Origin of the sequence: Amycolatopsis thermalba (assembly GCF_023376025.1) — a bacterium.
Classification (GTDB): domain Bacteria; phylum Actinomycetota; class Actinomycetes; order Mycobacteriales; family Pseudonocardiaceae; genus Amycolatopsis_E; species Amycolatopsis_E thermalba.
This window is the reverse complement of the sequence record NZ_CP091196.1, coordinates 1875504-1896707: the sequence shown is the minus strand read 5'-3', so window position 1 is coordinate 1896707 and position 21204 is coordinate 1875504. Positions and strand designations below refer to the sequence as shown.

The window sequence follows — 21204 nt, the reverse complement described above, 5'->3', positions numbered from 1 at the left end:
TGATGGCGGACGACGAAGCTCCGGTGGCGGACCGGCCGGGATCCCGGCCGGTCGTCATCGGCGCGTCGGTGATCGTGGTGCTGCTGGTCGGCGTGGTGCTCGGGATGTTCCTGACGCAGACCGCGCTGCGGCCGGAGTCCGCCGCCACGCCCGGCGCGGGCTCGGTCGAGGTCGGGTTCGCGCAGGACATGTCGGTGCACCACCTGCAGGCCGTGACGATGGCGAGCTGGGAGCGGGGCCACACCAGCGATCCGCAGCTGGAGCAGCTGGCTTTCGACATCGAGTCCACGCAGCGGGAGCAGGTCGGCCGGATGAAGGGCTGGCTGATGCTGTGGGGTCAGCCGGAGCAGGCCACCGGCGAGTACATGACGTGGATGACCTCCGACGCGGGGCACGGCCACATGGCGATGGCGCCGCCGTCGTCAGCCGCGGCGGCCGGGGCGCCGATGCCCGGCATGGCGACCAACGACGAGCTGGCGAAGCTGCGGTCGCGGTCCGGGACCGAGCTGGACGTCTATTTCCTGCAGTTGATGCTGCGGCACCACCAGGGTGGTACGGAGATGGCGCAGTACGCGCACGATCACACGACCGTGCCGGCGGTGAAGGCGCTGACGCAGAGCATCCTGACGTCGCAGGGCGCGGAGATGACGGTGATGCGGGACATGCTCACCGCGCGGGGCGCGCAGCCGCTGCCGTTCCCGTAACCAGCCGCGAGTCCCCCGCTCAGGTTCGCGAGTCCCACGTTCCAGCGGGCGAGTCCCACGCTCGGGTACGCGAGTTCCACGTTCAGGTTCGCGAGCCCCACGCTCGGGCGGTGATCTGCTGCTCTACACCGACGGTCTGGTGGAGCGGCGGGCCGAGGTCCTCGACGACGGACTGGACCGGCTGACCGGCGCGTTCGCCGGCGTCGCCGCGCTGCCCACGGACGAGGCGGGCGACCGGATCCTGTCCGAGATGCTGGGCGAGGACGAGCACGACGACGACGTGTGCCTGCTGCTGTGCCGCTGGTCGGCGCGGCCGGAGGGGCGGTCCCCGCGCGGCGCGCGGCACCTGCCCGCGCACCGCTGAGCGGTCACCGCGGGAGGGCGAACTCGGCCCACACCCACTTGCCCTCCGCGCCGGTCTCGTAGCCCCAGGACTCGCTGAGCGCGTCGACGATCACCAGGCCGTTGCCGCGCACCGAGTCCCACGCTCGGGTTCGCGAGTCCCACGCTCGGGTTCGCGAGTCCCACGGTCAGGTGCGCGAGTTCCGCGTTCGCGTGATCACCAGCTGAGTTCCTGGCAGCGGGCCGCCGACTCGCGCGGTTCGCACTGCAGGGTGGCGTGCTCGATCGAGTAGTCGTCCTTGAGGAGCGTCTGCGCGGCGGCGAGCACCTCGGCCGGTTCGGCTTCGTGCTCCAGCGTGAGGTGCGCCGAGGCGACCTCCATGCCCGAGGTGAGCGTCCACACGTGCAGGTCGTGCACGTCGCACACGCCGGCCAGCGCCGTCAGATCCGCGGAGATCCGTTCGACGTCCACGTCGGCAGGGGCGTGCTGGAACAGGATGCGCAGCGCGCGCCGGGCGAGGGTGAACGTGCGCGGCAGCACGAACAGTCCGATCGCGACACCGATGAGGGCGTCCGCGTAGCGCCAGCCGGTCGTCAGGGTGATCACGCCGCTGACGAGGACGCCGATCGAGCCGATCATGTCCGCGAGGACTTCCAGGTACGCGCCACGCAGGTTGAGGCTCTCCTTGGAGCCGTCGCGGAGCAGCGCGAAGGCCACGACGTTCGCGGCGAGACCACCGACCGCCACGAGCAGCACGGGCAGGCCGGGCACCTCGGGCGGGTTCGCGAGCCGCTCGACCGCCTCGTAGATCACGTAACCGGCCACCCCGAAGAGCAGGACGGCGTTGGCCAGCGCGGCGAGCACCTCGGCCCGGTAGAGCCCGAAGGTCCGCCGGTAGGTCGGCCCGGACCGCCGCGCCAGGACGATCGCCGTGAGGGCCATCGCGAGCCCGAGGACGTCGGTGAGCATGTGCCCGGCGTCGGAGATCAACGCCAGCGACCCGGTGACCACCCCGACGACCGCCTCGAGCACCAGGAAGGCGATGCCGATCCCGAGCGCCGCGGCGAGCCGGGGCAGATAGCGAGCGGACGCGCTACCGGGCGGTTGGTGCCCGTGTCCGTGGCCGTGTCCCATGCGCTGGTGTCCTCCTCTGTCCCGCAGCCGGAATATATAGTGATATGCGCATGTGTGCAATAGCAGGTAAGGCTACCCTTCTTCGAGCAGCCTAACCGAGCGGCACCCCTGCCGCTCCCCACAAAGGGGTAGCCACTCACGGGGCGAAAACACCGGTGCGCTAGGCTGTGTCACGTCGCCCAGCGATGGGCCCTCGTAGCTCAGGGGATAGAGCACTGCCCTCCGGAGGCAGGTGTCGCAGGTTCGAATCCTGCCGAGGGCACCCAGGTCAGAGCGTTATTAGACGCTCTGACCATGCTTTGCGTGGTGCCGTACGTGGTGCGACCCCGCTACTCTCGCACCATGACCGACGCCAAGAAGCGGACTCAGCGCCGCCAGCGGGGCGAGATCGAGACCCTGCCGAGCGGAGCACTCCGGGTCAAGGTCTATGCAGGCGTCGACCCCCTCAGCGGCAAGCGGCACTACCTCCGCGAGACGATCCCCGCTGGCCCGAAGGCCGAGGCGGAGGCCGAGAAGGTCCTGGTCAGGTTCGTGAACCAGGTCAACGAGAGCCGCAACCCCAGGACGCGCGCGACGGTCAGCCAGCTCCTCGACCGGTACATGGAGTTCATCGACATAGATGTGACGACGCGCACTCGCTACGAGATCGCGATCCGGAAGCACATCAAGCCGCTACTCGGGAACCTGCCGATCGCCAAGCTGAACGGCGAGACGTTCGACTCGTTCTACAAGACGCTCCGCACGTGCCGGGATCACTGCGGCGGCCGCCCATCCATCGACCATCGCGTCAAGGGCGAGCATGAGTGCACGGACAAGTGCCGGGTCCACAAGTGCGACCCGCTCTCCCCCGCCTCCATCCGGAAGATTCACACGTGCCTGAGCGGAGCGCTCAAGACGGCCATCCGCTGGCAGTGGATCACGGTCAACCCACTTGACCAGGCCCACCCACCGAAGCGTCCAACTCCTGATCCGCGGCCGCCCTCACCAGAGGAGGCGACCGCGATCGTCAACGAAGCGTTCAAGGATCTGCCGTGGGGAATGCTCGTCTGGCTCGCCATGACCACCGGCGCTCGGCGGGGCGAGCTGTGCGCGCTGCGCTGGGACTGGCTGGACCTGGACAACGCAACGCTGCGGATTCACACCAGCATCGCCCAGGACGGCGGCAAGACATGGGAGAAGGACACCAAGACGCATCAGCAACGACGCATCACGCTCGACCCCGAGACTGTGGGGTTGCTGCGCGCGTACCGCCAGCACTGCGAGTCCGGAGCCCGATCAGTGGGTGTCACGCTGCCAAAGAACGGCCGCCTGTTCTCTCCCGAGGTTGATCACTCCACCTGGCTCAAGCCCAGTACGGTGACACAGCGGTATCGCCGCATGTCCCGCTCGCTGGGCTTGGAAACCCACCTGCACCAGCTACGCCACTACTCGGCAACGGAACTGATCGCGGCCGGCGTCGACGTGCGCACGGTCGCCGGCCGCCTCGGCCACTCCGGAGGCGGCACGACCACGCTCAAGGTCTACTCGGCGTGGGTCGCCGAGGCGGACCAGAAGGCAGCCGGAAAGCTGACCGGGCGAATGCCGCAGGCACCAATCACTATCGACGTCCAGGGCAACGCTCGTTCAACACTGGAGCCGGAAGCCGCGAACCCTTACCAGAAGATTGCCGCAGATCTACGCGGCGCGATCACTGCGGGGATTCTCCGGGAGGGAGAGGAATTACCTCCTGTGGCTGATCTGGCAAGTCGATATCATGTCAGCGTCGGGACAGCACACCGCGCTATAGCCGAACTGAAGACGGCCGGCCTCGTGACAGCAAGCCGAGGACGGCGAGTCACGGTTGTTCATCTGACGTCAGATTCATCGGAGACTCACAACGTCGTCGATATCGGAAGCAAGAGATCAGGCTGACAAGCCAAAGCATTAGAGTACAAGATCTGGGGGAATCTCTTGTGAACGCGTCGGCCAAGAAGCGGCGGACAAAGTCGGTCGGCCTACGAAAACCGCATCCCCTAATGCGGTTCAAAGTGAGCACGATACATAAAGCCACACTTACGCTCATGTGGCTCGCAACGTTGACCCTCTCGTTCATTGCCGGATGGACCGAATCCAGTCTGCTCTTCGGCACAAGCCTCGCCGTGCCGGCCCTTTCACTCGGGACGGCGGCCTGCGCCTGGCTTGTCGCAGCATCGACAAGACGCCACTTGGCCGAGCGGACGCAGATCGCGCTTCTCATGAAGAAAGTCTCCGGGATCGCAGCCCTGAATGTCTTGTACATCCTGCTGCAGACCGCCTACGATCCCGCAGCTTTCAGGACAGCCGACACTGTACTTCTGTATCTACTCAACCTAGCCGGAATTGTTACAATTCCTCATTCGGTAGAGGCTCACCACATCGCCGTCGAAACTTACAGCAAACATCGAGCAAGAATTGCCATGAAACGAAACATCATGCGAGTCAACATGGCGCATAGCACGAAGCGACCACGGTCGAAAACGGGGCAGAATACTAAGCCGAAGGCCAGCGCACGGTGAGCACGATCGACTCTTCGACCGCCTCCCACGAGTGATCAACACCTGGCCCCCACATCGCGTAGTCTCCTTGACGTGAAAAAGTCACCGAACCTTCCGTCGACTCGACCCGAAAGCGGCCGCTGATCAGCATCACCAGAGTGGTGCGCTGGTCATCAGCAGTCCACTCCGGCCGTTTGTCACCCTTCGGATGCGTCGCCCACTTGACCTCGACGTCCTTGGTCGATCGCACGCCCTTCGACGGGTCGATGAAGTGACCGACGATCCAGCCCCGCGTGTCCGCTCCGTCTTCGACGGCGTTGCCGGTGTGCCAGCGTTCGGTCACGTCAACTCCCATTCCACGGGCGGTAGCTTCACGCGGTGTCCGCCGAGCTCGGCGAGGCGTCGGAAGCCTTGCAGCACGGCGAACAGTCCTTCGTTGCTCCAAGCTACATCGGCCAGCAACTCGGCCAGGAGATCGGTGTCGAGCGTCGAGTAGCGGCGAAGGTTCGACGTTTCCCAGTTGGCCTCGATCTGGCCGCCGAAGCGGAGCCAGAACTCCTCGTCCTCGATGACGATCAGGCTGGGGAACTCGTAGTTGCCACTCACCAGGTTCAGGCCGAAGCCGGTGCACTCCATGCGCAGGCGCTCGCCGAGCGGGCGTTCCAGTAGCCACTGCATCGGCTCGGACTGGCGGCTGGGGTGCATGGGGTCGGCCACGCGCTGGTCTCCGAGCGTGTTGTCGACGTCGTTCCGGCCGAACAGCTCCTCTTCCATTTCGCGGAGCAGAGTCCCGCCGAGCCGCGTGTCTGCGCTGAGGTCAGCGGCCGGCTGATGGAAACCCTTGGGGATCACGGCGAGCTGACGGTTCGCGTTGACCACGTTGCCGGATCGCTGCTGGATCAGGATCAGGAAGTCCGCGTCGCCGTGCAGGCCGGCCGGGCGGGCGATGGCGCATAAGGCCAGCACGCCGCCCGCACATAGCCGGCCCTCAAGCCGGGTTACCGCGTCCAGGTCGGGTAGGTAGTGCTCCCGCAGCGGGAGACGGCCAGGACCAGCACCGGTCGCGAGCGCATCCAGCAACTCGCCTTCGAGTAGGTCCATCGTCAGCGCGTAGTGCACGAACGGCGCGACCCCGACTGTCCCGGCGATACCACCCTCCCCGGCACTCGCAGTCCTCAGCCGGTAGAGCGGCATGTTCACGAGCTTGGTCCCGAGTTCCAGGGTCTCGGCAAGCCTCTGGATGGCGGCGTTGAGTGCCTGTTCGTTCAGGCTCGCGGTCGCTCCGGACGGCGCTTGATCGAGCTTCAGGCCGTCGCCACGGGTCAGCAGAGGAGCGCCGAGGTCAAGCCAACCTTCGCGGGTCAGGATTGTTGTCGCGGCGGTCTGGTCGTTCCCGAACTTCGCGCTGTACCTGCCGTACCCGTTCTTGGCGGCCCCGTAGTAGTCGCGCAGCGCGCGCGTGACATCAACCTGGCTCACGCCTCCGCGGCGCGCGCCCCGATCGCGCAGACCCCGCACGTCGACGTTGGCAAGCGCGGCAGCGACCTTGCGGCGACTGGTGCCCGCCTCCCAGCCTGCGTGACCGTCCAGCCACTCCAGCGCCAGTGCAATGTATGGATCGCCAGCAAGCCGCAGCTCGGCAGCTTCCCTGGCGCCGTCATCCGTTTCCGCATCTGCCGCCGGCACGTCCGGGCTCTGACCGAGAAGTTCTGCGAAGCGCGCGCGGACGGTTGCCGATGCTCGTTCGTACGCCGTGTCGAGGAGTTGTTGCATCTCCGACTTCGGTGTCAGGTCAGGCTTTTGGTGCCATGACGCGACAGTGCGGACCCCGATCCCGAGATGTTCGGCGAACAGCTCATTGCTGAGCCGCAACGCCTTCTGAAGCGCGCACGCCGTCCGGCCGGTCCACGGGTCCGTCCGCATGCCTTACCGGTCCTCCGACGGTCGCGATGTCTTCAGAAGCCGGATGACCGTGGCTAGCTGCTCGGTGATGCCGTCCAGCCGGTGTTCCAAGGCATCGAGCCGGCCGGAGAGATCTTGCTCCGTCAATTCTTTGCGCGCCGGTGGACGCTCGCCGTGCAATACAGCTTCCAAATGCCGCGGATGCCAGCCGAGGGCCACCGAAAGGGATTCCAGTGTGCGCGGACTCCGCTTCCGGTTCACGGTGTTCCGCTGGATCTCGCGGACGATGGCCGAAGATACGTGTGACCGAGCCGCCAATTCCTGCTGTTGCCACCCGAGTTCTTTCATCCGCTCGTTGATGGCCTTCGCTACTGCGGCCCAATCCTCCGACACGTGCTCCTCCGCGCTCCTGCTGCAGCGCCGACGTTAGCGGATCTCCAAGGGTTTCAGCGGTACATCGCACCAGCCAGGCAAGCCACGCTCGCGCCATCGCTGACCTCATCGATATTTCGATGAAATCATCGCCGTCAGCGTTGGGTAGTTCATTCCGACCGAGTCGTCGAACGAGCTCCAAGCCGCCTCAAACCCGACGGAAAACAGGAACCTGCATCACTCCTGCATTGGTTCTGCATTTGTATTGCACTGGTCGTGCATGGTTGGCGACCGTGATTTTTCCTTGAATCGAAGTCATGGAAAACACCGACACGGAACGCCCTCAGAATGCAGTTCCAGAAACCACTTATAACCGCGATTCGCGACCGGCCTTCTACACGGTCCGGGAGGCAGCCAGGCTTCTCCGCGTCGGCCCGTCGACGCTCTACCGGATCATCCGGGACGGCGATTTCCCCGCGGTCCGGCTTCGCTCTCGGTACGTCATCCCGGCAGTCGCGCTGGATCGACTGATCGCGGAGGTGGACGCGACGGGCGGCGTCGTCGATCCCAGCCGCATCGCCGCTGAGCGCCGGACTGCCCGCGAGGTTGCCCGGCTCACCGGAGGTGAGTCGTGGTGAACCCGGACGACTTCGAGGATTTCGCGGACTACCTCACGGCTCTCGCAGTCGAGCTTGACCGCTACGCCAACGTCCCGGACGACGTGCTCGAGGGCATCGTGCGCCGCGACGGCTCGTGCATGTGGCTCTACTCGACCGGCGACGCGCCGGCGTGGACGGGCGACAACCTGACCGATCGCGAACTGGCCGCGGTGATCTGCGCCGGATGCACGGCGCAGTTGGCCTGCCTGGAACTGGAGTTGCGCACCGCCGGCCCGTGCACGCTCGGGGTCTGGGGAGCGCTGTCCGAAGACGACCGCCGGGCCCTGTACCCGATCTGGCGCGCTCGTCGCACTAGGACGAACGGAGGTGAGCAGCGATGAACCTCACGCCAACGCAAGTCCTCGTGGCCTTGGGCATTCTGGCTTCCTGGTTCCTCCTGTGGCGCATCCGTTCATGGAAGAGGCGGCGCACGCTCGAAGCGTCGCGAACGAGAAGCCGCTTGCTGTCGCTCTTGGGAAGGGTGGTGTGCACGGCCGCGCTGATCGTGGGCGTGCAGTGGGTCGTCATCGTTGCCGCACCGGGCAACCACGGGCTCTTGTTGGCCGTGCTCGGAGTCCCGGCGCTGTTCGCGGCCCACGGGCTGACGAAAGCGTTGACCGTCGTCACCGTGGACGTTCGGGGTGGTCGTCGATGAATCGCGAGCTGAACAGGGTGGCCGCCTCCGGGCGGCCACCCGCCGGCCACGACATCGAGCGCGTCCGTGTCCAGGTGGACCGGTTGTGCTGGACCGGGATCACCCTCGGGTTGGCGTTCACGATGACCAACGTCCAGCACTTCGCCGCCGCGGGCGCGCCTGCGTGGTCACTGACGTGGCTGGCCGCCTGGCTGCTCGATCCCACGGTCTCCCTCGTGCTGATCGCGATCCTGCGTGCCGAGCAGGTCACGGCCCAGCATGGGGTCCGTATGGGCTCGTGGGTGCGGCGTGCGAAGTGGTTCACGCTCGCTGCCACGTATGTCATGAACACCTGGTCGTCGTTCGCGGCAGGTTCGTGGTCGGGGATCGTGCTGCACTCCGTGCCGCCGCTGCTGGTGTTCACGGCGGCCGAGGCCGTGACCGACCTGCGCGAGAAGCTGATCGAAGCCGCCACGGTGTCTGCCGAGTACAAGCCTCGCACTGTTGGCGAGAGTCGCCCGCCTCAGCGGCGCGCGGGTCGGAAGCTGTTCGCGGATTACCTGTCCGATGCACGCGAGGCGTGGTCGCCCGGGGTCGAGGTGACGCCCGCGTGGGTGCGGCAAGCCACGGGGTGTTCGCGCGGGTTGTCGCCTCGTGTGGCTGCCGCGCTCAGGGCCGAGGTTCAAGGACAGGCGGCCCTGTCATGAACGATCGCCATGAACGGGGCGCGCTCGAACCGAAGGTGTTCGAGGCGGAGATCGTCACCGACGGAGTGCCCGGCTCTGGGCCACGATCGGCGCTCACCAAGTGGTGGGGCGCGCCGGGGACTGCCCACCTGCGAGCGGTAGCCGCCTACCGGTTCCGGAAGCTGCCTCGGGACTTCTTGCGTCTGGCCTGGTTCGTCCTGCGCGGTCATGGACGGTGGATGGCGAAGGCGTGGACGTGGGCGACGTACGGCGACCTGCGAGCCGACGCCCGCGCAGCAAGGGTTGCCAGCGACTCGGAAGCACGGCGGCAAGCTCAGGAACTGATCCGCGCGGACTCGAAGGCACGTTGGGGCCGCCTCGCGATCGTCCTGCACCGCTGCGCCGTGTTGGCAACCATCGTCGCGCCGGTTGGCCTCGTGTTGTGGTGCGTCGACTCGTGGATGGCGCGCGAGGACATGTGGCCCTGGCTAGCGCAACTGCTGAACCTGATAGGTACTAGCTGGAAGGTGGTGAAGACCGTCGCCTCAGCACTGCTCCTCGTTGGTCCGGTTGGCTGGATCGTCGCGGCGGCTTGGGAAGGCCGCGACAAGGAGCCGGGCGCGAGCTGGCTCACCAGGCCCGACCGCGACGACGCGGATTCGTGGATCGACGAACGCATGGTGTCGAAGGCACTCGGGCACCTGGGCATCGCACCGCTGAACGCCTTCCTCAAGAACGGAGGCGAACTGCTCTACAGCATCCCTGCCCGGCGGGACGGCAACGGCACGTTCGTGCAGGTTCGGCTACCGCTGGGGACGACGGCCGACATGGTGGCCGACCGGCGCGACAAGCTCGCCGCTAACCTCGGACGGGCGAAGCTGGAGACCTGGCCGACCGAAGGGGACGAGGCCGGCGTGCTCGACCTGTGGGTGGCCGACAAGGGTGCACTCGCTGGCGGAGCCGGGGAATGGCCGCTCCAACATGACGGGCAGCTCGACGTGTTCGACGGCGTACCGTTCGGCCTCACCCAACGCGGCGTGGTCGTCAACGCCCCGCTGATCGAGGCGAACTGGCTGATCGGCGGACGGCCGGGACAGGGCAAGTCCGCGGCGCTCCGCACGCTGCTACTGGGTGCGGCGCTCGATCCGACAGCCGAGCTGTGGATCTTCGTCATGGGCGAGTCGCCGGACTTCGACCCCTTTGAGCCGCGAGCAACCCGCTACCGCATGGGGATAGACGACGCAGTGGCCGAAGCCGCTGTGGCCTCGCTCGAAGATCTGTCGACGGAGATGGAGCGGCGCGGCAAGGTGCTCGGCGAGCAACCCGGTCGACCGCCCAAGGTGTCACGGAAGCTCGCAGACAAGGCCGGCTTGGGCTTGCACCCGCTGGTGTGCGCGATCGACGAGTGCCACGAACTGTTCCAGCACCCCAAGTTCGGCAAGCGCGCGGCCGAGCTGGCGGTCAGGGTGATCAAGCGCGGCCGCAAGTACGGGATCGTGCTTCTGTTGGCGACGCAATCGCCAACAAAGGACTCAATTCCCAGGGAGGTCACCCGGAACGTCTCCTGTGGCGTGGCGTTCTCGGTAGCCGACCAAATCGCCAATGACGGCCTGCTCGGCGCGGGCAAGTACCGATCGGGCATTCGCGCGACCGATCTCCGGATGAAGACCGACCGCGGAACCTGCGTCGCTGTTGGGGTGACCGATGCGGCCTTCGAGCTGATCCGCACGTTCTACGTGCCCTTGGAGGACGAGGTCGACATGGTGACACCGGTGATTCAGCGTGCCTTGGCGATCGTGCGCGAGCACGGCCGCGAGATCACGGCTCGTCCAGTGATCGAGGCCGTGCCAGTCGATCACCTGGCGGATGTGGCGACGGTAATGCGTGGTGAGCGACGGGTGCCGACGAGGGTTGTGCTCGCCCGCCTCGCCGAGCACAACCGGCGCGAGTACGAAGGCTGGACGTTCTCGGACCTCAAGGCGACGCTCGCCCAGTACGGCTTCGGGCCGCGCAAGTCGAGCGGGGTGCAGGTGGTTCGTGCGGAAGACGTTGGGGAGGCGCTAAGCCGCCGGGGCGGTTCCGGGTAGGCGCGGGGACATGAGAGCGGGGTGGGGAGTTCTCCCCACCCCGCTCCCTTGCGCTCTTCCCCGGCCTGACCAGGGCGGATGCCCTACAGGGAAGCTGATCGGCGGTCGCTCGTGGCCTGCGCGATCACGGCGTTTCGGGCTGATCGCCGAGGTCTCGCCGATGCCCTCCCTCAGGCACGGCGTCGGCGACGAACGTGCCCTTCGCGGGCACTGTCACGACGAGTCCCCTGGCTCGGAGAAGCTGGGTAGCGTGCCGGGCAGTGCCGAGCGACACGTCGTACTGCTGTGCAAGCCTGCGTTCTGCGGGTAGTGGCGTACCCGGCCTGAGCCTGCCGGTCTCGATGAGCTGAGCGAGGTGGTCGGCCAACTGCTCGTAGACGTAGCCCGTTGGCTCGGGCCGAAAGGCCGGCTCACCGGCGACCTTGTTGCGCTCAAGAGGCTGGGGCAACGGGACGAGTCGCAAGCAGTCCTCGCAGGGCATCCCGGTCACGCGGTCAAGCAAGTCCAGCTCATCCGCGTGGAACTCTGCGCCGCACAAAGCTCTCAGCACCCCCGGCCGGTCGCTTTTCCCGGAGCGCCCCACCACGTGCACCAGGCGCTTGCGCTCACCAACCGAACCCGCGACCGGCCGCACGAGCAGAATCGGATCTGCCACCTGCTCATCACCTCGTCCCGCCGATTCCCACCGCGTCATCACACGTCCGACTCAAGCCGGAGAAGAAGGCACGGGACAGAGCAGAAACGTCGGAGTCTCGGTGCACGAATGTTGCACTCCTGCGCTTTACCTGCGGAAACGCCCGATCGTTGCTATCGTGGCCGGACTGGCATGGGGAGGGGTCGTGATGAGACGGGCGGAGCTGGCAACGGCGCGCAAGGCAGCCGGGTACACGCAGGAAAGCCTGGCTTCCGCTCTCAACGTCGACCGCTCGACGGTCATCCGCTGGGAGGCCGGCGACTACGCCCCACTCCCGTACCTGCGACCGAAGCTAGCGCGACTCCTCCGGCAGACACCAGAGCAACTTCGCGCACTGATAGACGGCGACCCCGGTTCGACTCCCGGCACACTCAGCCCAGACGTAGAGGCAGCCTGCACCTGGCTCGACGAACGACTCAACTGGAAGCCAGGAACGAGCGCCCGGCGCGTGACGGCCCGCCTGCCCAAGACACGCCGTGAGCTACCCATCCGCCAGGCTCGACGCGCCCGCGTGAGCCGGACCGATGTCGTTGCCGCGCTCCGCGCCTACTACGGCACCGATCCGGACTACAGCCTCTACACAGCCCAGTTCGGCGGCCAGGCTCGCGAAACCAGCATCCTCACGCGACCGGACTGGCTCGACCTCAACATCCCACTCAACGAGACCACCGACGGACTTGCCCTCGCTCCGACCGCTGCAAAGCCGACCGCCGATCCCGTCCCCGAAGCCGCCATCGATCGGCTCGCCGAGGTAGAAGCCGCGGGTATCCGCCTTACCAACGAGCAGACCTACCGGTTGCTCGACGTGGACATCCGCGACGGGGTGATCCGCGGCGCTGTCGACGTGACTCCCTTCCTTGAGTACGCCCTGACACTGGACCTGCTCGAAACCGAACTCCTCGACGCACTCGCGGCTGGCAAGCCGATTGAGCCAGGATCACTGCCCCTCCGAGACAGGTACCTCCCGTCGCTCGCGTCGATGGTCAACCCTGCGTCACGGCTCTGCGCCGGCGGCGTGCTCGCGCTGTGTGCAATCGCCCGACCAGCAGTCCCGCACGGTAACGCTGATCACCTCTTGCTGGTCCAGGAGCGTTCACAGCTCGTCGTCAACGCCGCCCGACAGCTGGCCGTGATCCCGAAGGGCTTCCACCAGCCCCTGACGGACGTCTACGGTGACACGTCGCTCCGCAGCACGCTGATCCGCGAACTCGAAGAGGAGCTATTCGGTCGCGCGGACCTTGACAACACCGTGAGCGCCCAGCGTGCCGCCCTCCCCATGCACCCCGAGCGACTCTCAAAACCCTTGCGGTCACTCCTGACGAACGGCGGTCTATGGCTGGAGTGCAGAGGCTTCGGCTTCAATCTCGTGAGCGGCAACTACGAGTTCGCCTGTCTGCTGACGATCAACCACCATGACTTCTGGTCACACACCGCCGGCGACATCGAAGCGAACTGGGAAGTTCGCGGCTTACGGAGCTTTTCAAGCCAGCAGGTCAAGTACATGACGCAGCCGGACCTCCTTCACACTTGGAACAATGAAGGACTGTTCGCGTTTTCGTTGGGCTTGAGCGATTTTAGTCCCACTGCCGACGACAGCAAATGATGTGGCCTCTCCAGTCAAGAAGCAGCGGCGGCTCAATCATCAGTGGACACCAAAGATAATATTTGCCTAGCCGCAACAAGTACAGCACGTAGATATTCGGAGTCATAGACATCAGGAGCGGAAGTTATGCGGTTCAACTCCTGCGTCAGGCCATCAATCTCGCGTCGGTACTGTTTTGCCCACAAAACCAACTTTTTATCCGCATCAGAATCAGCTTCGGCCGAAACTGCGACTCGATTAGCTCGATGCTTGGCATCGCTCAGCTCCTGTGCCCTAGCGCGAAGCTCATCAATTAGCGGCTCTCGGTCGTCGAGCTCACCCTTTGATGCCGAATCGACGCTACCGTCTAAAGCCGTAGAGCCCGCCTTTGCAGCCAAACCATAGAGAACCTCAGGAACAACGCCCACGTTGACACTTGTATTCACCTGAGCAGCCATCATAGACACACTGTGCAGCAACTGCGCTTGCTGATACTCGGCCCGCTCAAGTCTTTGGTCCTGCTCCTGCACTTTTCGCTTTAAGCTGATCAGGCCAGGCACCGCAATCTCGGCAGCATCAGGAAGCAACAATAATACTGCGCCCAGAACAAAGGGAGTAATCCGCTCAACTCCGGGGGGCGTACAGCTCGTCGTAACCTCGTCGATAGGACTTGGAAAGCTTCCACCAGCACCCACGTGCTTGACGGTCGAGCAGTACTGCGGAGGTGAGAGCCAGGGGTTCGGAACAACAGTAAGAACGCCCCAAAGAAGCACGCCTCCGGCACCAATTCGCCGCACCGAATTGAATAACGAAGACAGCCATCCGGGAGTTCTATCAGTCTTCCCGGGAGCATCAACCGCAGCCCGATCCCCAAGCCCCTGGGCAGCGCCAACGACATCCGCCTCTGGGCCTCTCTGCCCTTCCCCCATCTATCTCCAATCTCGGTTTAGCGATTACTCGTGAACCGTCGATTCTTCGCTTTCCACCAGCGATGAGACGACCGCTTGTATCCTACAGCTCGAGTGACGCCTTAGTTTAGCTACAGCCTCCTCCAGCAGGGGCGATCGTGCTGACACTGGGATATCCCGGATCGCATAAGCGGCGTGAAGTGGGAGCAACACACCGGGTTCTTCAGTTGCGTCGAACAGCGCTTGATCGATAACAGCGGCGCGCCATCCTGTCGAACTTCGAAGGACGGTCAGGGTCCTGAGCGCCGAGCCTCGGACATCTACATCAGCATCACGACTCAACGTTAGCGCCAAAGGCAAGAGACTTTGCCGTGAAGACTTTGAACGACTGAAGCGAATTGCCCGGGAAGCTGTCAAACGGTCTTGACTATAGTGACTAGCCGCTAAATCAGTGGTCACAGCGAGCACTTGTCTTACACTTAGAGCATTCAAGCTGATGGCAAGAAACAACTCTTCACGGCTAGATACCTCAACCCCTGCAACGCGGTAACCTTTGCGAAGCTTAGACGAAGTCTCCTGTTCAAAGGGGTTCGTCGAAGAAATATACTTCAAGCGCTCACGCAAACGCCTACACACATGATCTGGCAAATTTCCATCGGAACCCGCAATATAGCTCACGCACGTCGACTTATCCCTGAGAGATACAGCAGGATCAGTCAAGAACTCAACCAAGGCGTCCCAAGCTGATTCCCTTTTGCCGTATGTAGCCAGCCTAACCAGAATCCCCGCCGGTTCAGCACCAAATCCAAGGGAGTACGACCCACGATGGGCCGATGACTGGATTGCGCGAAGTTCCCTAAGTGCAACATCTTCTATTATTTCGAGATCTTCGGAAGTCAACTGACCACGACGAAAGCCAGCATTCCATAGCGCCGCAGCCACATCAAGCGAGCGCGAATCGCGTGTATCGGCGCGCAATTGATCGATGACCCGCGAGAGGTCAACCTCCGCGAGTTCCTGCAACACAGCGATACGTGTCGCTCGCATGCGTCCGGACGAATCGCTCCCGAGCGCCCATGCGAGCACTTCACCTCGCTGCTCCTCAGGCACCCATTTCCAATTTATCTTCGAGATCAAGCCGGCTATATAGTGATCTTCATGGGATTCTTCATCTGTCGCCGAACGGGTTATTTCTCCAATAGCCCGACTTAGAAGTTCGTGAACTTCGCGAACCTGACACTCGGCTATGATGCCCGCCAGCGCAGTCATCTCAATCTGGTCCACTGCGCGAACGTCGCTACGACTCAGCGCATCAACCACAAATCTCGCAGCATGTCGCAGCGATTCGCTGTCGACTACATCTAGGCCTGATCGCAAGAGTTCAAGCAGGACTGGAGATAGAACCGGGCTATCTGCAGGCGAAGGCGAGGACATGTGGGAAATCGCTCGCTCGGTAACTCGCTGAAGTGCAAGATAAGGCCCATCGACCCAAAGAAGCGATGCAGCACGTTTGACCCCTTTAGAATCTCTCGTATCAAAAAGCTCCTGGAGTGCAGCGGACGCGGAGTCGGTGTCATTCGTGCCAAAAACATCGACTATCTGACTTCGCGCGATGGCGCGCCTTAAGCTGGAGCTTTCACGAACATTTGCGGAACAACGCGCACGCAGAAGGCCTCTACCTAATATATCGGCAGCCTTATCTGATCCGCTGGAAAAAATCGTGATCGTGTTGCGCGATCTACGTGTTGCATTTTCGAATTGGTCTTTGAGTAGCGCATCGCCAAGTTCCGCGTAGGGTAAGTTGCCGAAGTTCGACAGTAGGCGTCGGAACAGGTAGTCTTCGTCATCGGTCCTGAGGAACCACCGACCCTGCCTACTCTGCGCAGTCAGCTCGCCTTGCTGCGCTAGAGCTCGAATAACTAGGTGAAGCGGCACTCCACCCACCGGGGGCGAGTCGTCTTCCAAGGTTTGCCCGGAGACTAGAGGCCACAATTCCGCAGCGCGGTCGAATCGAACATCACCAGCAGGACAATAAAGTTCGATCGTTGCCGCCAGATGCAGACGCAACAGTGCTAATTCATATGGTTCATCAACGTCCGCCTCCGCGGATTCCAGCACTTGAATAGCAGAATCGATGAGGCCGTTATCGACGAGGCTTAGCGCGCGGACGATAGCCGCCACCGCCCTAAGCCTTCCGCCGTTCTGAAGCCCAGGTTCCAAGGGGGCATACTCTTCTAACTCCTGAGGAACCTGCGGTCTACCCACAAGAACCCCGAGCATTCCAAACAAGACGTCTTTTTCGACGGCGCTGACTTGTAATGGAGTTCGCTCTACCTTTTCAGTGAATGGGAAATTGGGACTCCAGTCAGGAAGTTGCAAGCCGTACCGTGGCGCCACTCTGACGAAGTCATCGAAGTCGCCCATCACCAGAACAGCGAACAGGTGAGGCGGGGCGACCTCGTTTGCCGAGACGTGGACGCGACGAGCCATCGTCTGCGGGTCGACAAGGGCACGAACCCAATCATTCATCAGCTAAGCTCCGCATCATTGTCCCGCCATCGTTCGGCACATTGCACGATCAGGTCCGTGCTGACGAGTTGTTGTAGATGGAGGGGATGTTCGAACTCGACGACCTCCCACGGAAGCAAGCCCATTTCCTTCGGGACCTCAACTCCCAATTCGCGGTGCCGCGTGGACGCTATGCTCGCGTCCACATAGATCGCAATGCTTGCGTTGCGCCCCTTACACTGCATGCTTCGGATTCTCATCATCAGGTCCTGACATGCTGGCTCAGCCCGGTCCACCGGAGCATTCATGACGACGATGCCCACGTAGTGTGTTGACGTCGTCACGCCACGTATGAGCGGTGGCTCGGGCGGATCTTCATCAGGCACGGATGCAAGTTCGATCTGCGTACGAACATGGACGGAGAAGAGGGCTCTATTCGCGATCCGAGCGGCACCCTCGACAGCGACGGTATGTGCGCCGACCGGTGCCGCGGCCCACAGGACAACCCTCTCCACCGCACTCCTCGGGGGTGCCTACTCGTGACAGAGATGAACGACGTTACACATCCCTCTCAGATGCGAAGACAGGGGGCGTGGTTTCACCTTCGTTGAGACCGACCGGACGCATAGCGGATCACGTGGTGCAGCTCGTGGTGCGAAACCAGGACGCGAGCGGCACTAACGGCCCGTGGTGCGACAGTTGAGACAACAAAGCCGCAGGTAGACCCCGTATAACCAGGAGGTCACCGCCCTCCGGAGGCAGGTGTCGCAGGTTCGAATCCTGCCGAGGGCACCCCCTCGAAGCCAGCCCCTACCAGCGGGAACGCGGTAGGGGCTGATTCATGTGCGCACAGCCGTCACCTCGTGCCGATTGCCTGCTCCGATCAACCATCACCCCGTTGCCGCCGTCCGCGTGCTTATCCGCGGAGTCGGTCGAGGTGGCGTTCGAGCAGGTGCCGGATTCGGGTGGCGGGCATCTGGTCCGGAACGGTGACCGCGTGCACGGCGAGGCCGTCGAACAGCGCGTGGAGCAGGCCGGCTTCGAGGTCGAGATCGACGTCCGGGGCGAGCTGCCCGGTCGCGGACATCCCGTCGAGCAGTTCGCGGCACAGGCAGGCCAACCGGTGGTGGGCTTCCTCGTGCAAGGCTCTGGCTTCGGTGTCGACCAGCACCAGGGACAGGAACGCCACCCAGATCTCGGTCGCCACGTAGGAGTCCGGGTCCATCGGGAGCAGTCGTTCGAGCTGGGTCAGCGCCCGGTCGCGGGGGTCGGGGGGCGACTCCAGCTCGGTCAGGCGGCGTTCGGTCTCCTCGGAGATCGCACGCAGGGCGAACAGCAACAGCTCGGCCTGGGTGGAGAAGTAGTACTGGACCGAGCTCGGGGACCACCCGGCCGCACGGGCGATCGAGCGGATCGACGCGCCCTGCACGCCTCGCTCGCGGATGACCCGCCACACCGCTCGCACCAGCTCCCAGCGGCGCTGCTCGTGGTCAACGATCTTCGGCACGACTCCTCCTCATCCGACATTTCTACCCGAAGGCTTGTTTCTGTACAGTCGACCGAAATAAAACCGATGGCGGAGGGGGACACGGTGGGCACGCGGACGGGGGCGAACGGGGCACCAGAGCGAGCGACTCGGGCCCGGGTCGTGGCACGAGCGTTGGTGATGGCGCTGGCGGGAACGTGCGTGATGGCCGTGGCGCTCGGCACCGCGGGCGCGATCGCGCAAGCGGTGCACAGCCGCACCGGCCTGGACGGCGTCCCGCGGCAGGCACTGGCCGCGGTGATCTGCCTCGTGCTCGCCGTGTCGCTGATCGTGCTACTCCGCCGCGGGGTGGACCACCGGCCGATGTCCGGGCTCGGCCTCACCGGCCCCGCGGCGGGCCTGCGGTCGTTCGGGCTCGGGGTGCTGGTCACGGGCGGTTCGGCGGCCGCGCTGCTCGGTGCCGGCACGTGGGCGGGGTGGCTGGCGTGGGGACCGCTCGACGCGGCGAGACTCGTCGAGTTCGTCGTCGTCAACGCGCTGATCGCCGTCGCGCTCGAGGCGTTCCCGGAGGAGCTGGTCTTCCGCGGCTACGTCTACGACACGCTCGATCAGGCGTTGCGCCGGTGGGTGGCTTTCCTCGTCACGGTGGTGTTGTTCACGTTCACCGGCGCGGGGTCATCGGTGGTTCACGCGTGGGTGGGTGCGCTGCTGGGCATCGAGGTGCCGGCGCCCGCGTTCGCCCCGGTGGGTTCGGATCCGGTCTCGTACGCGGTCCTCTATCCGATCTTCGGCGCGGTGCTGCTGATCGCCCGGATCACCACCGGTTCGTTGTGGACGTCCATCGCCCTGCACCTGACCTACCTGACGGTCGTGCGTACCACGCTGGACGGCGCGGCGCGGTCCGCCGGCTGGTCCGCTACCCCCACCACCCCCGACGCCCTGCTGCTGGTGCCCGGGTTTCTGCTGCTGACCGGCGCGATGTTCCTGTTGCTCGGCCGGCGATCCCGCGTCAGGACCGCGAGCCGGTTCCGCAGGCGGCCATGACATGTCCACCAGGTTGGTCGCGGCCTCCTCGTCGATCGGCTTGGTGGACAGCAACTAGCGGTAGTACAGGGTGCCGCAGAGAACCTCGGCCGGGAAGCGCAGATCAGCGTCGGCGACCAGTTCCCCGGAAGGCTGGGCCCGGACGATCCGATCGAAGGTGCTCTGTTCGACGGTCGCCAGGAACCGCTCGTGCAGGGTCGCCCGCAACTCGGCGTCGGACTGGGCCCCGGCGATCACCGCGCGGTACACCGGCCGATCGGCGGCTGGGAGAGCGCGGGCGCCGACCGCAGGACCCGCTCGCGCAGGTCGGCCCGGACGTCGCCGGCGTCGTGGTAGTCCAGGTCGGTCGTCCACACCCGGCTGAGCGCGTCCAGCAGGATCGCGGCCATCGACAGCCAGCGCCGGTAGATCGTGTGCTTCCCGACGCCGGCGCGGAGCGCGACCGCCTCGATGTTCAGGCCCGCGTACCCGGCCTCGGTGGCCAGGTCGAGCGTCGCCTGCAGCAGCTCGTCCGTCCGTGCGGCGCCCTGGGCGCCGAGGCTGGTCGGTCCTGCACGTGCGTGCCGGTAATTCCGGAGGAGATCATCATGGGCAGCAGTGCGAGCGTGAAGCACGAGGGCTTCACGGCGGAGGAACGAACCGCGATGCAGGACCACTCGAAGGAGCTGAAGGCCGCGGCCCGTCGCGGCTCCCGGGCGGACAAGGCGGCGCAGGCCGAGCAGGACGTGCTCGCGAAGATCGCGGACATGGCGCCGTCGGACAGAACGATGCCGAGGGCGTCCACCCCGTGGTCAGGGCCGCCGCGCCGGTCCTGGAACCGAAGCTGTGGTACGGGATGTCCGCCTACGCGCTGGACGGCAAGGTCGTGTGCTTCTTCCAGAGCGCGGAGAAGTTCAAGGCCAGCTACGCCACCCTCGGGTTCAGTGACTAGGCGTCGCTCGACGACGGTCCGATGTGGCCGGCCGGCTCCGCCCTGACCGCCCAGTCCGGATAGGACATCCAGGCGCCCAGCGCGAGCCTGCTGGTGAAGTGGCGTTCTTCCCCCGTCACGGGGTCGCGGAACGCCAGCGTCTTCGCCAGCAGTTGCAGTGGGCGGGTGAAGTCGTCGAGGCCGGTTTCGGTCAGTGTGGGGTAGAAGCGGTCGCCGAGGATCGGGATGCCCAGGCCGGCCATGTGCACCCGCAGCTGGTGCGTGCGGCCGGTCGCCGGGACCAGCCGGTAGCGGCCGAGGCCGCGGGCGTGCTCGAGCAGTTCGATCCGGGTTTCCGCGTTGACCGGGCCGGGTTCTTCGCGGGCCGTGATGCTCCCGCGGTCCTTGACGATCCGGCTGCGCACGACCACGGGCAGGTCGAGGGCGGGATCGTGCCGGGCGATCGCCTCGTACTCCTTGGCGACGCGGCGATCGCGGAACAGCGTCTGGTAGCGGCCGCGGTGTTCGCGCCGCGTGACGAACATCAGCAGCCCGGCGGTGACGCGGTCCAGCCGGTGCGCGGGGCTGAGCTCGGGCAGTCCGAGGTCGCGCCGCAGCCGGACGAGCGCCGTCTCCAGCACGTGCCGCCCGCGCGGGATGGTGGCCAGGAAGTGCGGTTTGTCGACCACGACGAGGTGCTCGTCGCGGTGCACGACGCCGATCGGGAACGGCACGGGCACCTCGTCGGGCAGGTCGCGGTGGAACCACACGGACGCGCCCGGCCGGAACGGCGTGTCCGCGGTGACCGGCCCGTCCGCGCCGACGATCCGGCCTTCGGCGAGCATCTCGTCGAGCCGCCCCTCGGGCAGGCGCGTGAGGCGCTCGGCGAGGTGGTCGCGGATCGTGGCCCACGGCCCCTCGGCGGGCAGCTTCAGCCGGGCCGGGTCGAGCCCGTGGCGCTGCGGGAGCGGGGCGGGTTCGGCCACCACACCAGGGTAGTCCGGCGTCGCCCAGCCGACGGGGACGGGCTGCGGCAGG

The 21204-nt window shown here is 65.2% G+C and carries 23 protein-coding genes, 1 tRNA gene and 1 pseudogene; 13 read left to right on the top strand and 12 right to left on the bottom strand.

All coding sequences use genetic code 11. The features are described 5' to 3' along the window. Positions 1 to 2: 2 nt before the first annotated feature. Positions 3 to 704, top strand: coding sequence for a DUF305 domain-containing protein (locus L1857_RS09295; protein WP_116112663.1), 702 nt, complete (start codon positions 3 to 5; stop codon positions 702 to 704). A 115-nt stretch (positions 705 to 819) separates the two neighbouring features. Beyond that, positions 820 to 1068 carry a SpoIIE family protein phosphatase gene (locus tag L1857_RS09290; RefSeq protein WP_346731894.1) on the top strand — a complete coding sequence of 83 codons (249 nt, stop codon included), beginning with the start codon at positions 820 to 822 and terminating at the stop codon, positions 1066 to 1068. Positions 1069 to 1263: 195 nt separating this feature from the next. Here L1857_RS09290 and L1857_RS09285 read toward each other — a convergent pair whose 3' ends face one another. Next, entirely contained in the window at positions 1264 to 2181 is a 918-nt protein-coding gene (locus L1857_RS09285; protein ID WP_116111956.1) for a cation diffusion facilitator family transporter, read from the bottom strand. Between the two features lie 189 nt (positions 2182 to 2370). Between L1857_RS09285 and L1857_RS09280 the strand changes: the two genes are divergently transcribed. The 3 genes from L1857_RS09280 (at position 2371) to L1857_RS09270 (ending at position 4715) form a co-directional block, all read left to right on the top strand. Continuing rightward, positions 2371 to 2443: transfer RNA gene (locus tag L1857_RS09280), tRNA-Arg, on the top strand. 80 nt (positions 2444 to 2523) lie between these two features. After that, complete coding sequence (locus L1857_RS09275) at positions 2524 to 4092, top strand: tyrosine-type recombinase/integrase (RefSeq protein ID WP_162831154.1); 1569 nt, start codon at positions 2524 to 2526, stop codon at positions 4090 to 4092. Between the two features lie 149 nt (positions 4093 to 4241). Next, positions 4242 to 4715 carry a hypothetical protein gene (locus tag L1857_RS09270; protein ID WP_162831153.1) on the top strand — a complete coding sequence of 158 codons (474 nt, stop codon included), beginning with the start codon at positions 4242 to 4244 and terminating at the stop codon, positions 4713 to 4715. Here the strand turns inward: L1857_RS09270 and L1857_RS09265 are convergent. From L1857_RS09265 to L1857_RS09255, 3 genes are read right to left on the bottom strand one after another with little or no spacing between them, the layout of a single operon-like run. Beyond that, positions 4690 to 5037 (bottom strand): signal peptidase I, encoded by a 348-nt coding sequence (locus L1857_RS09265; RefSeq protein WP_116111952.1) that lies wholly within the window; start codon positions 5035 to 5037, stop codon positions 4690 to 4692. The genes L1857_RS09270 and L1857_RS09265 overlap by 26 nt on opposite strands. Next, positions 5034 to 6617, bottom strand: a complete 1584-nt coding sequence (locus L1857_RS09260; protein WP_116111949.1) for a transcriptional regulator — start codon at positions 6615 to 6617, stop codon at positions 5034 to 5036. Before L1857_RS09260 ends, L1857_RS09265 begins: the two co-directional genes overlap by 4 nt. 3 nt (positions 6618 to 6620) lie before the next feature. Next, positions 6621 to 6989, bottom strand: coding sequence for a helix-turn-helix domain-containing protein (locus L1857_RS09255; RefSeq protein WP_116111947.1), 369 nt, complete (start codon positions 6987 to 6989; stop codon positions 6621 to 6623). Positions 6990 to 7285: 296 nt separating this feature from the next. On the opposite strand from L1857_RS09255, the gene L1857_RS09250 reads away from it, so the two are divergent. The 5 genes from L1857_RS09250 to L1857_RS09230 are packed head-to-tail and all read left to right on the top strand — an operon-like array spanning position 7286 to position 11034. Beyond that, positions 7286 to 7606 carry a helix-turn-helix domain-containing protein gene (locus L1857_RS09250; RefSeq protein ID WP_116111944.1) on the top strand — a complete coding sequence of 107 codons (321 nt, stop codon included), beginning with the start codon at positions 7286 to 7288 and terminating at the stop codon, positions 7604 to 7606. Beyond that, on the top strand, positions 7603 to 7968 hold the full coding sequence (locus L1857_RS09245) for a WhiB family transcriptional regulator (RefSeq protein WP_240323301.1): 366 nt from the start codon (positions 7603 to 7605) through the stop codon (positions 7966 to 7968). Before L1857_RS09250 ends, L1857_RS09245 begins: the two co-directional genes overlap by 4 nt. After that, on the top strand, positions 7965 to 8282 hold the full coding sequence (locus tag L1857_RS09240) for a hypothetical protein (RefSeq protein ID WP_116111941.1): 318 nt from the start codon (positions 7965 to 7967) through the stop codon (positions 8280 to 8282). Before L1857_RS09245 ends, L1857_RS09240 begins: the two co-directional genes overlap by 4 nt. Further along, positions 8279 to 8968, top strand: a complete 690-nt coding sequence (locus tag L1857_RS09235) for a hypothetical protein (protein ID WP_116111938.1) — start codon at positions 8279 to 8281, stop codon at positions 8966 to 8968. Before L1857_RS09240 ends, L1857_RS09235 begins: the two co-directional genes overlap by 4 nt. Then, positions 8965 to 11034: an FtsK/SpoIIIE domain-containing protein gene (locus L1857_RS09230; RefSeq protein ID WP_116111936.1), complete on the top strand. Its 2070-nt coding sequence runs from the start codon at positions 8965 to 8967 to the stop codon at positions 11032 to 11034. The genes L1857_RS09235 and L1857_RS09230 overlap by 4 nt, the downstream gene beginning before the upstream one ends. Before the next feature lie 124 nt (positions 11035 to 11158). Here the strand turns inward: L1857_RS09230 and L1857_RS35555 are convergent, their stop codons facing one another. Continuing rightward, the gene (locus L1857_RS35555; protein ID WP_346009494.1) at positions 11159 to 11689 is read right to left on the bottom strand and encodes a winged helix-turn-helix domain-containing protein; all 531 of its coding nucleotides are present in this window, start codon (positions 11687 to 11689) and stop codon (positions 11159 to 11161) included. A 157-nt stretch (positions 11690 to 11846) separates the two neighbouring features. Here L1857_RS35555 and L1857_RS09220 point away from each other — a divergent pair, with 157 nt between their 5' ends. Further along, positions 11847 to 13331 (top strand): helix-turn-helix transcriptional regulator, encoded by a 1485-nt coding sequence (locus L1857_RS09220; RefSeq protein ID WP_240323300.1) that lies wholly within the window; start codon positions 11847 to 11849, stop codon positions 13329 to 13331. Positions 13332 to 13363: 32 nt separating this feature from the next. Here the strand turns inward: L1857_RS09220 and L1857_RS09215 are convergent, their stop codons facing one another. The 4 genes from L1857_RS09215 to L1857_RS09200 form a co-directional block, all read right to left on the bottom strand. After that, complete coding sequence (locus tag L1857_RS09215; protein ID WP_162831152.1) at positions 13364 to 14005, bottom strand: hypothetical protein; 642 nt, start codon at positions 14003 to 14005, stop codon at positions 13364 to 13366. A 258-nt stretch (positions 14006 to 14263) separates the two neighbouring features. Then, positions 14264 to 16747 carry a hypothetical protein gene (locus L1857_RS09210; protein WP_162831151.1) on the bottom strand — a complete coding sequence of 828 codons (2484 nt, stop codon included), beginning with the start codon at positions 16745 to 16747 and terminating at the stop codon, positions 14264 to 14266. After that, positions 16747 to 17112: a hypothetical protein gene (locus tag L1857_RS09205; protein WP_162831150.1), complete on the bottom strand. Its 366-nt coding sequence runs from the start codon at positions 17110 to 17112 to the stop codon at positions 16747 to 16749. Before L1857_RS09205 ends, L1857_RS09210 begins: the two co-directional genes overlap by 1 nt. A gap of 530 nt (positions 17113 to 17642) precedes the next feature. After that, positions 17643 to 18233 carry a TetR/AcrR family transcriptional regulator gene (locus tag L1857_RS09200; RefSeq protein ID WP_116111931.1) on the bottom strand — a complete coding sequence of 197 codons (591 nt, stop codon included), beginning with the start codon at positions 18231 to 18233 and terminating at the stop codon, positions 17643 to 17645. Positions 18234 to 18374: 141 nt separating this feature from the next. On the opposite strand from L1857_RS09200, the gene L1857_RS09195 reads away from it, so the two are divergent. Next, positions 18375 to 19256, top strand: coding sequence for a CPBP family intramembrane glutamic endopeptidase (locus L1857_RS09195; protein ID WP_162831149.1), 882 nt, complete (start codon positions 18375 to 18377; stop codon positions 19254 to 19256). Positions 19257 to 19310: 54 nt separating this feature from the next. Here the strand turns inward: L1857_RS09195 and L1857_RS09190 are convergent, their stop codons facing one another. Both L1857_RS09190 and L1857_RS09185 read right to left on the bottom strand, forming a co-directional pair. Further along, positions 19311 to 19505: a TetR-like C-terminal domain-containing protein gene (locus L1857_RS09190; RefSeq protein WP_198958277.1), complete on the bottom strand. Its 195-nt coding sequence runs from the start codon at positions 19503 to 19505 to the stop codon at positions 19311 to 19313. Continuing rightward, the gene (locus L1857_RS09185; RefSeq protein ID WP_205413331.1) at positions 19490 to 19870 is read right to left on the bottom strand and encodes a TetR/AcrR family transcriptional regulator; all 381 of its coding nucleotides are present in this window, start codon (positions 19868 to 19870) and stop codon (positions 19490 to 19492) included. Before L1857_RS09185 ends, L1857_RS09190 begins: the two co-directional genes overlap by 16 nt. On the opposite strand from L1857_RS09185, the pseudogene L1857_RS09180 reads away from it, so the two are divergent. Further along, a pseudogene (locus L1857_RS09180) lies at positions 19844 to 20184 on the top strand (hypothetical protein); the annotation flags it as partial. The gene L1857_RS09185 and the pseudogene L1857_RS09180 sit on opposite strands and share 27 nt — an antisense overlap. On the opposite strand, the gene L1857_RS09175 reads toward L1857_RS09180, so the two are convergent. Then, on the bottom strand, positions 20184 to 21155 hold the full coding sequence (locus L1857_RS09175; RefSeq protein WP_249467407.1) for an RluA family pseudouridine synthase: 972 nt from the start codon (positions 21153 to 21155) through the stop codon (positions 20184 to 20186). The pseudogene L1857_RS09180 and the gene L1857_RS09175 sit on opposite strands and share 1 nt — an antisense overlap. Between the last annotated feature and the right edge of the window lie 49 nt (positions 21156 to 21204).

Excerpts from the sequence above, each read along its gene's own strand:
- L1857_RS09295 (WP_116112663.1), top strand. The coding sequence starts at position 3 with ATGGCGGACGACGAAGCTCCGGTGGCGGACCGGCCGGGATCCCGGCCG.
- L1857_RS09285 (WP_116111956.1), bottom strand. The coding sequence starts at position 2,181 with ATGGGACACGGCCACGGACACGGGCACCAACCGCCCGGTAGCGCGTCC.
- L1857_RS09275 (WP_162831154.1), top strand. The coding sequence starts at position 2,524 with ATGACCGACGCCAAGAAGCGGACTCAGCGCCGCCAGCGGGGCGAGATC.
- L1857_RS09270 (WP_162831153.1), top strand. The coding sequence starts at position 4,242 with ATGTGGCTCGCAACGTTGACCCTCTCGTTCATTGCCGGATGGACCGAA.
- L1857_RS09260 (WP_116111949.1), bottom strand. The coding sequence starts at position 6,617 with ATGCGGACGGACCCGTGGACCGGCCGGACGGCGTGCGCGCTTCAGAAG.
- L1857_RS09250 (WP_116111944.1), top strand. The coding sequence starts at position 7,286 with ATGGAAAACACCGACACGGAACGCCCTCAGAATGCAGTTCCAGAAACC.
- L1857_RS09240 (WP_116111941.1), top strand. The coding sequence starts at position 7,965 with ATGAACCTCACGCCAACGCAAGTCCTCGTGGCCTTGGGCATTCTGGCT.
- L1857_RS09235 (WP_116111938.1), top strand. The coding sequence starts at position 8,279 with ATGAATCGCGAGCTGAACAGGGTGGCCGCCTCCGGGCGGCCACCCGCC.
- L1857_RS09230 (WP_116111936.1), top strand. The coding sequence starts at position 8,965 with ATGAACGATCGCCATGAACGGGGCGCGCTCGAACCGAAGGTGTTCGAG.
- L1857_RS09210 (WP_162831151.1), bottom strand. The coding sequence starts at position 16,747 with ATGAATGATTGGGTTCGTGCCCTTGTCGACCCGCAGACGATGGCTCGT.